The 15,514-nt window shown below is 60.4% G+C and carries 13 protein-coding genes and 1 rRNA gene; 12 read left to right on the top strand and 2 right to left on the bottom strand.

Translation table 11 applies throughout. The annotated features are described in order from the left end of the window. Positions 1 to 151 precede the first annotated feature (151 nt). The 11 genes from CGZ88_RS05245 to ilvA all read left to right on the top strand — a co-directional run bounded on the left by CGZ88_RS05245 (position 152) and on the right by ilvA (position 11,641). Positions 152 to 1,447, top strand: a complete 1,296-nt coding sequence (locus CGZ88_RS05245) for an ABC transporter substrate-binding protein (protein WP_101671306.1) — start codon at positions 152 to 154, stop codon at positions 1,445 to 1,447. A 25-nt stretch (positions 1,448 to 1,472) separates the two neighbouring features. Beyond that, positions 1,473 to 2,474: a carbohydrate ABC transporter permease gene (locus CGZ88_RS05240; protein WP_026644973.1), complete on the top strand. Its 1,002-nt coding sequence runs from the start codon at positions 1,473 to 1,475 to the stop codon at positions 2,472 to 2,474. Positions 2,475 to 2,479: 5 nt separating this feature from the next. After that, positions 2,480 to 3,349: a carbohydrate ABC transporter permease gene (locus CGZ88_RS05235; protein ID WP_101671574.1), complete on the top strand. Its 870-nt coding sequence runs from the start codon at positions 2,480 to 2,482 to the stop codon at positions 3,347 to 3,349. Between the two features lie 234 nt (positions 3,350 to 3,583). Continuing rightward, a complete protein-coding gene (locus tag CGZ88_RS05230; protein WP_081664022.1) occupies positions 3,584 to 5,392 on the top strand; it encodes a Sip1-related alpha-galactosidase in 1,809 nt (602 codons plus the stop codon). A 539-nt stretch (positions 5,393 to 5,931) separates the two neighbouring features. Further along, positions 5,932 to 7,752, top strand: a complete 1,821-nt coding sequence (locus tag CGZ88_RS05225) for a glycoside hydrolase family 13 protein (RefSeq protein ID WP_026644975.1) — start codon at positions 5,932 to 5,934, stop codon at positions 7,750 to 7,752. A 415-nt stretch (positions 7,753 to 8,167) separates the two neighbouring features. Continuing rightward, complete coding sequence (locus tag CGZ88_RS05220; RefSeq protein WP_101671305.1) at positions 8,168 to 8,746, top strand: hypothetical protein; 579 nt, start codon at positions 8,168 to 8,170, stop codon at positions 8,744 to 8,746. A gap of 75 nt (positions 8,747 to 8,821) precedes the next feature. Continuing rightward, positions 8,822 to 9,202, top strand: coding sequence for a fluoride efflux transporter CrcB (gene crcB, locus CGZ88_RS05215; RefSeq protein WP_034523614.1), 381 nt, complete (start codon positions 8,822 to 8,824; stop codon positions 9,200 to 9,202). 12 nt (positions 9,203 to 9,214) lie between these two features. Further along, positions 9,215 to 9,595: a fluoride efflux transporter CrcB gene (gene crcB / locus CGZ88_RS05210; protein ID WP_026644978.1), complete on the top strand. Its 381-nt coding sequence runs from the start codon at positions 9,215 to 9,217 to the stop codon at positions 9,593 to 9,595. A 98-nt stretch (positions 9,596 to 9,693) separates the two neighbouring features. Next, positions 9,694 to 9,888: a hypothetical protein gene (locus tag CGZ88_RS08880; RefSeq protein ID WP_133120904.1), complete on the top strand. Its 195-nt coding sequence runs from the start codon at positions 9,694 to 9,696 to the stop codon at positions 9,886 to 9,888. A 63-nt stretch (positions 9,889 to 9,951) separates the two neighbouring features. Beyond that, positions 9,952 to 10,248 carry a hypothetical protein gene (locus CGZ88_RS05205; RefSeq protein ID WP_026644979.1) on the top strand — a complete coding sequence of 99 codons (297 nt, stop codon included), beginning with the start codon at positions 9,952 to 9,954 and terminating at the stop codon, positions 10,246 to 10,248. Positions 10,249 to 10,375: 127 nt separating this feature from the next. Next, a complete protein-coding gene (ilvA, locus tag CGZ88_RS05200) occupies positions 10,376 to 11,641 on the top strand; it encodes a threonine ammonia-lyase (RefSeq protein WP_026644980.1) in 1,266 nt (421 codons plus the stop codon). A 210-nt stretch (positions 11,642 to 11,851) separates the two neighbouring features. Here ilvA and CGZ88_RS05195 read toward each other — a convergent pair whose 3' ends face one another. Next, on the bottom strand, positions 11,852 to 12,616 hold the full coding sequence (locus tag CGZ88_RS05195; RefSeq protein WP_026644981.1) for an SIR2 family NAD-dependent protein deacylase: 765 nt from the start codon (positions 12,614 to 12,616) through the stop codon (positions 11,852 to 11,854). A 199-nt stretch (positions 12,617 to 12,815) separates the two neighbouring features. Continuing rightward, positions 12,816 to 14,369 (bottom strand): DHA2 family efflux MFS transporter permease subunit, encoded by a 1,554-nt coding sequence (locus CGZ88_RS05190; RefSeq protein ID WP_101671304.1) that lies wholly within the window; start codon positions 14,367 to 14,369, stop codon positions 12,816 to 12,818. 724 nt (positions 14,370 to 15,093) lie between these two features. On the opposite strand from CGZ88_RS05190, the gene CGZ88_RS05185 reads away from it, so the two are divergent. Beyond that, positions 15,094 to 15,514, top strand: a 16S ribosomal RNA gene (locus CGZ88_RS05185); the annotation flags it as partial.

Here is a 15,514-nt window from a genome sequence, read left to right as displayed (position 1 = left end):
TAAATATACGCTGTTTTTCTTGCGCCGTTCTCGGACGCGCGGGACGGTGGGAATGAAATCCGCGGATTCATACACTGCATGATATCGGCGGATGTGATGGAGCGGACGCCGATTGAGGAACAGGAACACTGGAACGGACGAGGGAGTCACGATGACATTCGCAACGAGCAGCGGACCGTCGACGCTTCGGCGGCTATGGAAAGGAATCGGCGCCGCGGTATGCACGCTCGCCGTCGGACTGGGGACGGCCGGCTGCGGCGCGTCCGGCGCCGACGGACGCGTCACGCTCGATTTCTTCCAGTTCAAGGCTGAGGCCGCGGACTGGTTCAAGCAGGCGGCCGAGGAATTCGAGCGGGATAATCCGGACATCCGCATCAACATCAACAATTCCGCGAACGCGCAGACCGACCTGCGCACGCGCTTCGTCAAGGACCGCGTCCCGGATGTCATCACCTTCAACGGCGACTACAGTTTCGGCACCTTCGCGGCGAGCGGCGTCTTCCATGATTTCACCGATGATCCGATCGTCGACGAACTCAACGAGGGCATGGTGGACATCGCGAAGAACCTCGTGCAGACGTCCGATCCGGCCAAGAAGAAGCTGTACGGATTGCCGTTCGCCGGCAATGCGTCTGGGTACATCTACAACAAGGAACTGTTCCGCAAGGTCGGGCTCGACCCACAGAACCCGCCGAAGACATGGGATGAGTTCACGGCGATGCTGCAGACGTTCCGCGATGCCGGCATCGACCCGGTGCAGGCGACGCTCGCAGACGCATGGACGACGCAGGCGCCTCTCGCGTCGCTCGCTGGAACGCTCGTGCCGGAAAGCGAGTACACGAAACTCAAGGACGGCACCACCACGTTCAGGCAGATCTGGACCGAGCCAGTGCAGAAGGAAATCGATCTGTTCTCGTACGCGGACGGTGAGAAAGGCGTCACCTACCAGCAGGGCACGCAGAACTTCGCGAAGGGAGCGGCGGCCATCATCCCGCTCGGCACATACGCGATTCCGCAGATCACGATGATCAACAAGGACATCGATCTCGGCTTCGCGCAGATGCCGGCCACGAATGACGCGGACGAGCAGATTCTCACGGCCGGTGACGACGTCATTCTCACGATGGGTGCGGATACCAAACACCCCAAGGAGGCGATGCGGTTCATCCGGTTCCTGATGAGCAAGCAGCAGCTGGAGAACTACGCGGACGCGCAGTCGGCAATCACGCCGCTCAAGGAGACTTATTTCGGCAACCCTGCGCTCGAGACGGTGCGCCCGTTCTTCGAAAGCAATCGTGTGGCCGATTTCTGCGACCACTACATCCCGTCGTCGATCAACATCGGCGGCTATCTGCAGTCCGCGATTCTGAGCGGCAACGTTAATCAGTTCGTCGATTCGATGCAGAACGAGTGGGACAAAGTGCAGGCCCGCGACTTCCGCGAATGAGATTGCAAGGAAAGGAAGGTCAGAAATGACTTCGTTGACCAATGCCGGTCAGCAGGCGCGCGCGATGGAGGACGTGCTTGCGAACGACATCGACACCCACCACTCCCGCAAGCCGGCGAACCAGCCGCCGAATCGGCAAAAGAACAAGAAACGGTCCGCGTTCTCCGATCGTAAGGTGGATCGCGCCTATTACTGGATGGCCGTGCCGGCGGCGGTGATCTTCGCCGTGTTCCTGTACGTGCCGTTCATCCAGGGCGTGCTGTATTCGTTCACCAACTCGCAGGGATACGGAGATTACGACTGGATCGGATTGAGGAACTATGCGGCGCTGTTCCATGACGAGCGCGTCGGACACGCCTATCTGTTCACATTCCTGATCGCCATCGCCATCACCGTGCTCATCAACGTGATCGCATTGTTCCTTTCGGTCGCGCTCAACGGCAAGATCGCTTGGAAGAACGGCTTCCGTGCGATCTACTTCATCCCGTACACATTGGCGGTGCTTGTCATCGGCTACGTGTTCAAGTACATCTTCATGCAGCCGCTGCCCGCGCTCGGCAAGGCGCTCGGCATCGGATGGCTGAGCGAATCGCTGCTCACAAGCGAGCGGTACGCGTGGATTCCGATCGTCTTCCTCGCCGTGTGGCAGGGCGTCGCCTATTCGGTGCTCATCTACCTCGCCGGTCTGCAGACGGTGGACAGCCAGGTCTATGAGGCCGCCGCAATCGACGGCGTGAACGCATGGCAGAAGTTCTGGAAGATCACGTTCCCGCTGATCGGACCGTTCTTCACGATCAATCTCGTGCTCACGATGAAGAACGCGCTCGGCACCTTCGATCAGGTCGTCGCGCTGACCGACGGCGGCCCGAACTCGAAGACGGAGACGGTCACTTACCTCATTTGGAAGGGCGGCCTGACCGGCGGCGAATACGCGTATCAGACCGCGAACGCCGTGCTGTTCTTCATCGTCCTCGCGATCATCGCGTTCATTCAGCTCAAGTTCTTCGGCAGCAAGGAAAAGGTGTGATCATCATGACGTCCGCAACTACACGAACCACAGTTCATCATGCGCAGTCGCAGAAGTTCCGCAAGGATCGCCGCATCAACTGGTGGCTGACCGCGGTCGTCGCCGTGTTCAGCCTGACGATCCTCGTGCCGTTGTATTTCACGGTCGTCACCGCGCTGAAGACGCCGGCGGAAGCGGGCACATTCAGTCTGCCGACGAGCTGGCAGTGGGGGAACTTCGCCGCCGCGTCGGCAAGGGTCGACTATCCGCGCGCCGCGCTCAACTCGGCGATCATCACCGTGCTCGCCGTCTCGCTCACGCTCGTGACGAACACCTTCGTGGCATACGCGATCGCGCGCAACATGGACAAGCGATTCTTCCGCTTCCTCTACTACTTCTTCATCGCCGCGATGTTCGTGCCATTCCCGGTCGTCATGCTGCCGCTCGCCAAGCAGATGGGCTCGTGGCATCTCGATAACCAGGCCGGCCTGATCATTCTCTACGTGATTCTGGGTCTGGGCACGAACCTGTTCATTGCGACGGGCTTCATCCGTTCGATTCCGATTTCGCTCGAGGAGGCCGCCCGCATCGACGGCGCGGGCACGTGGCGCATCTTCTGGAAGATCATCTTCCCGTTGATGGGACCGATCAACGCGACGATTGCGATTATGACGGCGCTGTGGGCGTGGAACGACTTCCTGCTGCCGCTCATCATCCTCACCGACCAGAGCAATCAGACGATTCCGCTCGCACAGTACGTGTTCAGTTCGCAGTTCGCGACGAACTATCCGCAGGCCTTCGCGAGTTATCTGATGGCGATGGCGCCGGTGCTCGTCGTCTATGTTTTCGCCCAGAAGTGGGTGATCGGTGGCGTCATGCGCGGCGCCGTGAAGTGACGGCGCGCGGGTGCGCGCGGGTGTGCGATGCGCGATGCTTGGCCGCATATATCGATTGTTTCTGCGAGCAATCGATATATGCGGCCGTCGCGTTGGTGGATAGGGTGCAGGAGCGATTGCGATGGGTGTCTTTGATCGGGATTGTGCGCATATGTGCGCGCGACTTGTGGACTATGACAAGCTTGGCTACTATGCGGCAACGTCGACGTCATCGGCGCACGAAGGAGAAGGCATATGACGACAGGCCAGGCGAGACGACTGCCGGAGGTCACGTTGGTGACCGCGTACACCGAATGTGGACCTGGGGGAGAGTGCGTTGCGCGGGCGCTGCCGCTCGAATCGGTCGACATGCGCGCTGACGGCGACGTCGTCGAGATCGCCGTCAGCGCACAACTGCCCGTCGGCAATCCGATTCTCGAACATCCGACGTTTCGCGCGTCGCGCGCGCTCACGCTGACATGCGCGCTGCCGACGCCGCAATCGCCGATGCTGTGCCTGTATCAGCACAAGGAATGGTGGATGCGTCCGACATGGGTGAACGATTGCGCCGACGTGCCGCCGCGCACGCAGATGCTGCTGTGGCGTTCCGCGAATCAGGCGGATCGGCAGTGGCATCTGCTGTTCGCGGTGAGCAATCGGGCATGCCGTGCCGATATCCGCGGCATCGAAGGGTGCGCGGACGGCGTGGCGATCGACGTGTCGACGAATCAGGTGGGGCGTACGACTGTGGAGGGCCTGGCGCTGCTGTATGCGTATGGCGACGACCCGTACGCGCTCGTCGAGCAATGCGTGCGGCATGCGGCGCAGGTCAACGGCATCGCCGCCCACCGCGATATGCTGCGCAAACCACGCCTTCCCGAGCAGTTCCGCGGTCTCGGCTGGTGCACGTGGGATTCGCTCGGCCAGCAGGTGAGCGAGTCGGCGATCATCGAGAAAATGCGGGAATTCCAAGCAAAACGGGTGCCCGTGTCGTGGGTGCTCATCGACGATGGCTGGTCGCAGACCGAGGCCAACAAACTCACTGGTTTCACCGCGGACAGCGAGCGGTTCCCGCACGGTCTTGCGCACACGGTGGAGTTGCTCAAGCATGACTTCCATGTGCAGTACGTCGGCGTCTGGCAGGCATTCCAAGGGTACTGGGAGGGCGTTGACTCGAATTCTGCAATCGCTCGCGATTTTGCCGAGACGCTCGAGCGTTTGCCGAACGGCATGCTGATTCCGCACCCGGACCGCGGCGTCGCGTTCTGGCGTGCCTGGGACACCGAGCTGCACAACGCCGGCGTCGATTTCGTCAAGGTTGACTCTCAGAGCACGATGACGCCGCTCACTCGTGGGGTCGAGTCGTTCGACAGATTAGGCGCGCGCTATGAAGCGCTTGAGATTGCGGTCAGTGAGTCGTTCGCCGACAACGTTCCGCTCATCAACTGCATGGGCATGGCACCGGAGAACATTTGGAATCGCCCGCGTTCGGTGCTCACGCGCACGAGTGACGACTTCTTCCCGCGCACCCCGGAGTCGCTCGCCGAGCACGTCATTGAGAACGCTTACTGCTCGCTGATGGTGGGCGCCCTCTACCGCTGCGATTGGGACATGTTCTGGACTCGTCACCCGCATGCGCGCACGCATGCACTGCTACGGTGGATCAGCGGCGGTCCGATTTACTGTTCCGACGCGCTCGATGAAACCGATTTCGAGGTGCTTCGTCCGTTCTTTGATGAGCGCGGCGAGCTCACTCATCCAGATGGAGTCGGCGTGCCGGAACTGGAGAGCTTGCTCTGTGACCCGGTGCACGGCAATGTGCCGCTCGGCATCCGCAATACGTTCCGCGGCCAGTATGTGGTGCTGTACATTGGTTTGAACGAAGACTGCCCGCAGACCGTCCACATTCGTGCCTCTGGGTGTCCGATTGGCCTGTTCGATTCGCGGACCGGCGATTGCAAGCGTCTGGAATCCGGTGAAGAGCGCACGATTACGCTTGATTATGGCGACTGCGTGTTGGTGGCATACTGCTGCTCTGAGCTTTCTGACTCCTTCTGTCTCTAGTGGCTGTGTTTCTTTTGCCCACGGTGTGTAAGGTGCGTTGCTGCTTGATCCATGTGTCGCATATCTCGATTGTTTTCTTGAGTAATCGAGATATGCGGCCGTCGCGTTGGCGGATGGGGCATATGAACGACGGGGTGGGTGATTTTGGTCGGGATTGGGGGTATGTGTGTGCGTGTCTGCTTGGATATGTGCGTATGTGTGGCGATGTGGGCTTGTGTGCGGAGTGCAGTTCAGCATCACTCGATTGTTCATGTGAACATTCGAGTGATGCGCGCAACCATGACGACGTTGCGGGCGCTGCTGTCATCAGATCAGCGCGTTGCAGCTGGTGCACGGGTGCTGTCTGTGTCGCGTCATAGCGCGATATGGTGCGCTTCTGCCGCCGCTTGCACATGAATACTTTCCCACACGCCAATGGCGCACATTGAATGGGAAACTAATTCGCCGTCGCCTACTATGGTCACATTCCGAAACCGTTGCGTTGGCTGATTTCCATATACCAACCGTAGCGCAACAGCCAAGCCGAAGGAGCCGCATCTATGACCACACTCAACCGTTCCACACTGCCGGACACCGTGCGCACGAACGGAGCCACGCCGAACCCGTGGTGGGCGAACGCCGTCGTCTACCAGATCTATCCGCGCAGCTTCCAGGATTCCAACGGCGACGGCATCGGCGATCTCAAAGGCATCACGAGCCGCCTTGACTACATCGCCGACCTTGGTGTCGACGTCATCTGGCTCAGCCCCGTCTACCAGTCTCCGCAGGACGACAACGGCTACGACATCTCCGACTATCAGGCGATCGACCCGATCTTCGGCACGATGGAAGACATGGACGAACTGCTCGAGCAGGCGCATGCGCGCGGCATCAAGGTCATCATGGATCTCGTCGTCAACCACACCTCCGACGAGCACGCATGGTTCCAGGAATCACGCGACCCGAACTCGGACAAGGCGGACTGGTACTGGTGGCGTCCGGCGCGCGAAGGCAAGACGCCCGGCGAACCGGGAGCCGAACCCAATCAGTGGGGTTCGTACTTCGGCGGCTCCGCATGGCAGTACGACGAGCAGCGCGGCGAGTACTTCCTGCACCAGTATTCGAAGAAGCAGCCGGACCTCAACTGGGAGAATCCGGCCGTGCGCAAAGCCGTGTACGACATGATGAACTGGTGGATGGATCGCGGCATCGACGGCTTCCGCATGGATGTCATCACGCAGATCTCGAAGGTCGTCGATGGCGAAGGACACCTGCCTGGCGAACCTGGCAGCGCAATCGACGATTATCCGGCAGGCGAAGAAGGATACTCGTCGCCGTATCCGTTCAGCTCGGACGGTCCGCGTATCGACGAATTCCTCAAGGAGATGCGTCGCGAAGTCTTCGAAAAGCGCGGCGGCTACATGAACGTCGGCGAAGCGCCGGGTGTGGACGCCGTGCGCAACGAATACATCACCGACCCGGCGAACAAGGAACTCGATATGCTGTTCCTCTTCGATCACGTTGGCATCGATCAGGGCGACTCGAAGTGGGATATCGTCAAGTTCGACGTGCGTCATCTGCGCGAACAGCTCAAGGCGCAGCAGGAAGCCGTGCACGATCGCGGATGGGCGAGCCTGTTCACCTGCAACCACGACCAGCCGCGTGTCGTTACCCGCTGGGGAGACGACACGAGCGAGGAGATGCGCGCGCGTTCCGCAAAGGCCTTCGGCATGCTCATCCATTTGCACCGTGGTACCCCGTACATCTATCAGGGTGAGGAACTCGGCATGACCGGCGCGCATTTCACGAAGCTCGACCAGTACCGCGACCTCGAATCGATCAACGCCTACCGTCAGCGTGTGGAGACTGCGAAAGTGCAGTCCGCGGAATCGATGATGGAGGCGCTCGCGCTCTTCGGCCGTGACAACGCGCGCACGCCGATGCAGTGGGATGGCTCCAAATACGCGGGATTCACCGCCGCTGGTGCCGCTACGGAACCGTGGATTTCAGTGAACCCGAACCACGTCGAAATCAACGCGGCCGCGCAGTTCGACGATCCGGATTCCGTATACGCGTTCTACAAGAAACTCGTCAACCTGCGCCATAACAGTGCGCTCGTCGCCGCCGGCGCATGGGAACTCGTCGACGACGATGACGAGAAGGTCTACGCGTTCACGCGCACACTGGGCGACGACCGCATGCTCGTCGTGCTCAACCTGAGCGGCAAGCACGCCGAACTGCCAAAGTCAGTGGCTGAACTGGTCGGCGACGGCGTGCGCGAAGACCAGATCGTGTTGAGCACGATCGACGCGATCCACAGCGCGAAGGCGCTCGCGAATGGTGAGCTGGCCGCTTGGGAGGGCGTCGTCGTGCAGTTGTGACGCCGTGCGAGCGCGCGTTGCTTCTCGTGAAGCATTGCGGGCGGTCAGTCAGTAGACTGGCCGCCCGTTTTCTATTGTTGACGATTGCGAATAATTGATGGCGTGCGGCTGTGCGCGACCGCGAACGGTGGTCTGCGTGCGCTCCAAACCGGCTCGCTGAATTCTTACATTGATGTAAGAATCAATTCTTTCATGTAAGATTTCATTGTAAGCATGTAAGAATTCTCGGCTATGTGATCGGTGGTGTGAGGCGTGCACGTCGCGCACCGCGCGCCGCACACATCAGTTGAATCAGCGGATGGGGCCGCTGGGAAGCATCGCAATGATTGATGCGGTGATATATTCCTGGAGTATTCCAGGGTGACATTGAGTTCTTTCTGATTCTGTGATTCTTGCAATGCAATGAAATCGCCAAATGAAAAAAAGAGGAAGCGTGACGGATACGTATTCGACGGGAATCGAGTATCGGGATGATGGCTTTCTAGCGACTGTCGTCAATACGAGAATTCAGCAGTCCGTTCTTACGATTGGGTCGCCCGGTGTGTCTGCTGATGCATGGGCGTGTGCTGATGATGGTCAGGATCCGTTGGCGCCTATCCGAGCATTACTCCGCATGCTGAATGCTGACGATTCGTTTTCTTGTATTCCGGCTTCACTGATTATTGATGACGTGAAAGGATGTTATCTGCATCTTGCACAGTTTCACTGTTCCGAGACGCGCGATGCAAGAGCGGTGGCGGGTGCGTTGGCTCGCGCCGTTGAATCTTTGACGGGAACCGCCATCGCCAGTGTCATCGTGATGGTCGTGTGCCCGAGCAAGGTGCGCCTTGAGGATATAGATACAATCCTCGAGGGCCCGCAGAGCGTCATGACGGAGAGCGCAACCTTCGATTTTGGCGTCACGCGCGATTTCCTCGCCACCGAACCCGCTGCATACATGATTGTGGGAAGTGAGAGCCAGCCGTCCACCGCGCCGGGCCCCACATCACTATGATGGAACGCGGTCAACTGACCACAGCGCAACAACAGCGCGCCACAGCGCATACAACGAGAGGAGCGCATCACGACCATGATCTGGTGGAATCTCACCGCGGTGGCAGTCGGCGGTTTCGCTGGTGGCTGTCTACGCTCGTTGTGCTCAAGTTGGCTCAATCGCTCCGACTACGCCATCCCCTTTGGCACGCTCCTCGTCAATCTGGCGGGCTCGTTCATCGTCGGCATCATGCTCGCCGTCACTGCCGTGGGCACGCTCGGCGCCCCATGGAAAGCGCTCGTCGTCACCGGCTTCTGCGGTGGTCTGACCACGTTCTCCACGTTCACGTCCGAAGTCGTCGCACTGTTCAACACGGACCGCACATTGCGCGCATGGCTGTACTGGCTCGGCAGCGTGGTACTCGGCGTGTGCTGCGTGGCGCTTGGTTTTCTTGCCGCCCAACTGTTCGCGAAATAGAAGGAGTGGGTTATGAAACTGCTTGCTGTGGGACTCGGATGTGCACTCGGTGCGGTCTGTCGCTATCTTCTGGAAACCGGCCTGAACGGTTGGCTTGCCGACCCGCTTTCCATTCTCATCATCAACTGCTGCGGCTGTTTCCTCATGGGACTCTTCACTGCGATCATTGAGAACAGGCAGCCATCGAAATCACTCTCCAAATTCCTGACGACCGGATTCTGCGGTGGCCTGACCACGTTCTCCACGTTCTCGGCGGACACGTTCACGCTCATGCAGACTAATCTTTGGGCTGCGCTGCTCATTGTGCTGGGGAACCTCGCGATCGGCATGCTGCTGTACTTGCTTGGTCGGCGACTCATCGGCCGCCGCAAGCACGATGCCGACGTCGTCTGAATCAAGCATGGACCGTGGCGGCAGCCCCGGGCTGTCGCGCGTCAGTATGATGGAAATGATGAAATGTGGTCAGGTCAACACGGTGCCATGAGTCAATCGTGCATCAGACGCTCGTCGAGCGGTTCGCTCCCGGAATGATTACCTACACCTACTGTGATAACTGGGACCGCCATTCCGCGGAAGCGCGAGCAGAGCGCGGCGCCATGGTGAATCCGTACATTACATCGGCCGACCGCGGCACCGCGACGCGCGACCACAGCGCAAACAACGAGGAGAACGCATCACGCCCGTGATTTGGCAGGCTCGTTCATCATCGGCGGCACGCTCGTCGGAGTCACGGTATTCCACTGCTGATAGTGCAGCTGCGCGCGCTGGCGAACAAGGCGGCAAAGAGGGCTTTGGAAAAAGCAGGCGAGGCTGGCCTTGAGAATGCCATGTTCCGAGGTGTGTTTGAGCAGATTGGTAAGCGACTGACGCAGCAGGCGGTCAAGAAGGCCGTTCCGGTCGTCTCGGCGGCCATCGGCGCGTTCTTCGACACCGCGCAGATGAATAAAGTGCTTGACTACACGGATGTCTTCTATCAGAAGCGTTTCATTCTCGAAAAGGGAATGCGGCAGAACTTCGTGTGCGAAGCTGATGGCAGTATCGAATGAGGGAGTCAATCTCTGAGTATGCGCTCTGGGTATTGAGAAGGCGCGCGCCTGCCTCCATCTCACGCACATGGCCACTACGCGGACGCCCCCGCGGCACTTCGCGAACCGCAACTTACAATATCCGTTTATGGAACAAAAAGATGTATTGCAGGCGATGCGCCATGACCATGCCGCGCAGCTCAAGCTGGCGGCCGAACGACTCGACGGAACCGCGAAGCACACGCAGCTCATTGCGTCCCCGGTGCTGTCCGAGATGACCGGTCATACGATTCTGCTCAAGCCGGAGAACCTGCAGGTCACCGGTTCGTTCAAGATCCGCGGTGCCTACAACAAGATTGCATCTTTGACCGATGACGAACTCGAGCGCGGCATCGTGACTGCGTCCGCCGGCAACCACGCGCAGGGCGTCGCGTATGCGGCGCGTGAACGCGGCGCGAAGGCGACGATTCTGATGCCGCAGATCACGCCGCCGCTCAAGGTGGACGCGACGAAGGCGTACGGCGCGGACGTTGTGCTGCACGGCGACGTCTTCGACGAGGCCGCCGCTTACGCCATCGAACTGAGCCAGAGCGAAGGCATGACCTACGTGCCGCCCTTCGACGATTACGAGGTCCTGTGCGGCCAGGGCACGATTGCGATGGAGATCCTCGAGGACTGCCCAGACGTCACCGACATCGTCGTGCCGCTCGGCGGCGGCGGTCTGGGGGCGGGCGTCGCGCTCGCCGTCAAGACCTTCCGTCCCGACGTGCGCGTCATCGGCGCGATCCCCGAAGGTTCGCCCGCGTGGCGCAAGTCACTCGACGCAGGCCGCGTCGTCGCCGCCGACAAGGTTGTCACGTCGGCCGAAGGCGTCGCCGTGCGCCGTCCCGGTGACCTGACCTTCGCGCTGCTCAACGAGTTCCTCGACGATCTCATCGAAGTCTCCGAACGCGATATCAACGAGATGATTCTGCTCATGCTCGAAAAGCACAAGATGGTCGTCGAAGCGGCCGGCGCCGTTTCGCTTGCCGCGCTCGAACATCTCAATCTGCGCTCGCGCAAGTTCGCCGAGGCCGAAGGCGAGCACGTCGTCGTCCCGATCATGTCCGGCGGCAACATCGACACCGTCACGATCGGCGCCGTCATTCAGAAGGGCATGATCGCGCGCGGCCGCATCATGAACTTCGAAGTCGAACTGCCGGATACGCCGGGGCAGCTCGTCAAGGTCGCGACGATTCTCGCGAAGGCGCGCGCGAACGTCATCGCTCTCGACCACGATCAGTTCAAGGCGAACGGCCACTACACGAACTCGGTCGCGCTCGGCGTCACCGTGGAGACGAACGGCCCAGAGCATATCGAACAGGTGCTGCAGATGATGCGCGACGCCGGCTACACGCCGAAGCGCATCTACTGAGCGCTTCTACTGAGCACGCGCGGCACAGCGACATCATGCGCCGAATGTTCCACACGATGTTCCACGTGCAACACTACGCTGTTCGCTGATGCGGCCGCCGCAGCCAGTGAACGTCGACCTCGAACATCGCACAAGCAAAAAACATCGTCGTCCCGGCGCGCAACGCGGCCGTCGGGGCAACGATGTTTTTTGTTTACTGATTGCGCAATCTCACTGATTCCCTGCGTTCTCCGCGATCGTCTCCTTGACGAGCTTCGGCAGCGCCGTCGCGATGTCGTCGTGGATGAGGCGGTCGGCGAGTGAATCGTACTGCGTGCTGCCCATGTTCATGATCGTGATCGGCGTGCCCGCCTGCGCGGCCGCCGGCACGATGCTCGCGGCCGGGAACACTTCGAGCGTCGAACCGACGACCCACAGTTCGTCCGCCTGCTGCGCGGCGCGGATCGACCGTTCCATCGCGCCTTCCGGCAGCATTTCGCCGAAGTAGACGACGTCCGTCTTGAGCAGTCCGTTGCACGGCATGTTGCCGCGGTACGGCATCTTGCGATGGCAGTGCGGATCCGGCTCTTCGTCGAGCCGTGCCATGATTTCCTCGGTGTCGTATTGCGCATGGCAGCTGAGGCAGTGCGATGTGCCGATCGTGCCGTGCAGATTGACGATTTTGTCCGGGCTGTTGCCGGCCTTCTCATGCAGCGCGTCGAAGTTCTGCGTGGCGATGAGGCTGAGCAGTCCCGCCTTTTCAAGATCGACGAGCGCGTAATGCGCCGCGCCGGGTTTCGCGTTCCACACCGGCGATTCCTTCTGCCACCGCCATGAGTATTCGCGCGCCTCCTTGTCGCTAAGGAAGGCGTCGATGTCGTACACCTGCATCTGGTCGGGGTGTTTCGTCCATACGCCATCGGGGCCGCGGAAATCGGGGATTCCCGCTGATGTAGAGATGCCCGCTCCGGTGAACACCATGATTTTCTTCGCCATGTCGCGCTCCTGTTCTGTCGCTATTGACGCTGCTGTGATTTGTCGTTGCGTTGATTGTTTCCTTGTCTACAGGCTTACCATGAACGCCGCTGCCGCGTGCGACATGTGCCCATCCAGCCGCCAACGAAAAAACGGGCGCAGTCGCGGAACATCGCGCACAATGTTCCGCGACTGCGCCCGTTTCGCGTCGAGCGAGCCGTCAGGAGGCGACTTCGAGTTGCTCGGCCGTCTCGAACACGTCGATATCGGCGTTGCTGATGTCGTCGTCGGCAATCGTTGTGTTGCTGATTTCGCCATTGTCGATTGCGGCGGCGTCCTTTTTCGTCGGCGCGGCGATCGCGGTTTTCCGACGATTCTTGATGAACACAATCGCGACGATGAACAACGCGAGCGTGCACAGCGCGCCGAAGGCGCTCGACATGTTGAAGCCAGCCATGCCGCGGCTTCCCATGATGCCGGCGAACACGGCGGTGCTCACGGCGCCCATCATCTGGGCGAGCGCGTTGAACAGCGACGTGCCGTCCGCCGTCATCGATTCGTCGAGTCCGCTGATCGACCAGGTGAGCAGCGGCATCAGCACAAGGGAGATGCCGATTGTGCGCACGGCGTTGACGCCGGCGAACACGGCGAGCGACGTCGTCGACTGCACGAACGCGAGCGCAATCATCGACGCGAGCGTGAGCGCGGAACCGACGATCGCGATGCGTCGCGCGCCGGTACGGTCGAACAGCTTGCCGGCGACCGGATTCATGATGATGCTGCAGATCGATCCGGGCAGCAGCATGAGGCCGGAGACGGTCGCCGCGAAGCCCATGCCGTCCTGCACGGCGAGCGGAATCGTCGTCATCGGTCCGATCATCACGAGGTACAGCAGGCACGCGGCAATGACGCCGACGCGGAAGCGGTAGCTTTGGAAGACGCGCACGTTGAGGAACGGCGTGTCGAGACGCAGCTGACGGCGCACGAAGAGCACAGCGCCGATGATGCCGACGACGAGCGCGGCGCATCCGATGCGGTCGATGCCGCCGGTGAGCGTGCCGATGCCATAGGTGACGCCGCCGAATGCGATCGCCGTGAGCAGGAACGACGGCATGTCGAGACGGATGCGGCTCGTCGGCAGCACGTTCGCGAAGACGACCGCGGCGAAGATGAGCGACAGCAGCATGACGACGCCGACGAGCGCAAAGATCGAACGCCATCCGGTAGTGTCGGCGAGGACGCCGCCGACCGTCGGCGCGACGATTGGCGCAGCGCTCAGCGCGAGGCCGTACCATCCCATGATCGTGCCGCGTTGTTCGATCGGGAAGATTGCGAACAGCACGATCTGGCCGACCGTCGTGATCGCGCCGCCGCCGATGGCCTGCAGCGCGCGGCCGAGCAGCAGCGTCTGGATGTTCGGCGCGCACATGCACAGCGCGGTGCCGAATAGGAAGACGCCGATGACGCCCACGTACAGCGGCTTCGTCGGAACGCGTTTCGCGAGGAATGCGGTCATCGGAATCATGATGGCCATGACGAGCGCGTAGATGCTCGTGATCCATTGGCCGGTGCTCACTTCGATGCCGAATTCGCTGATGATCGGCGGCAGCGCCGTGCTTAGCGCCGTCGACAGCAGCGACGACGCGATGCAGCACAGGATGATGTTGACGAGCATGAGCATGCGTCGACGTGGCGTCACCGTGACGACGGATGCGTTGAGAGTGGCCTGATCGTCGCGCGTGGACTGGCAGGCCGGGGATTTCGAGGTGGACATGCATCTCTTTTCGTACAGGCATCGCGAATCTGCGGCCTGACTACAGTGCGATGCACCGGAAATATGTATCGATCGTTATCCTGTCTCGCCGAGGGTAACGGTGGGGCGTCCGTCTGCATGATACGCGGCGGAAACGCGCCGACAAAACATGATAATAAGCGCGCAGTGCGCTGTGGTGATGCGCGATGATTTCGTCACAGAATCTGCACGTTCGACGAACTTGCCTGGCTGATCGACGATCGATAGACACGTCGACTGTATCGCGACACGCCGGTGGTGGGTGTTTTTTGGTGGGTTGTTGTGGTTGTTGTTATGGGTTGTGGTGGTGTTTGTGGGTGGTTTTGGGTGGTTTGCGACACGCCGGTGGTTGTGTGTGTTTGCAGGGGTTTTGGGGGTGTTGTGGTGGGGGTGGGTTTGTGTTTTGGTTTGGGGTGGTGTAAGTTATTCATCTTGCTGCCGGTTGGTGAGCTTCTGGACTGGGTTCGGAGGGTCGTTGGCTGTGTGTGGTGGTTTGAGAACTCAATAGTGTGTACTGTACTACTTCATCATGCGACTGACTTCGTGTTGGTTGTGTGGTGGTCTTTGATTGCCAGTCCGATGCCCGCCCGTGTGGTACCCGAGGGGGTTTGATGGGTGTCGGGGTTTTTGTGTGACCGTCCTTCCTTATTGGATGGTCCGTCTTTTTCTTTTGTGAGTCATCTGTTGGATGTCTCCATGAATGTTTTTTGTGGAGGGTTCGATTCTGGCTCAGGATGAACGCTGGCGGCGTGCTTAACACATGCAAGTCGAACGGGATCCCTGGCAGCTTGCTGCCGGGGTGAGAGTGGCGAACGGGTGAGTAATGCGTGACCAACCTGCCCCATGCACCGGAATAGCTCCTGGAAACGGGTGGTAATGCCGGATGCTCCGCGCCCCTGCATGGGGGTGTGGGAAAGGCTTTTGCGGCATGGGATGGGGTCGCGTCCTATCAGCTTGTTGGCGGGGTGACGGCCCACCAAGGCGTTGACGGGTAGCCGGCCTGAGAGGGTGACCGGCCACATTGGGACTGAGATACGGCCCAGACTCCTACGGGAGGCAGCAGTGGGGAATATTGCACAATGGGCGCAAGCCTGATGCAGCGACGCCGCGTGCGGGATGGAGGCCTT

It is taken from the genome of Bifidobacterium anseris (assembly GCF_002860345.1).
GTDB classification, from domain to species: Bacteria; Actinomycetota; Actinomycetes; order Actinomycetales; family Bifidobacteriaceae; genus Bifidobacterium; species Bifidobacterium anseris.
This window is presented reverse-complemented; position numbering and strand designations above follow the sequence as displayed.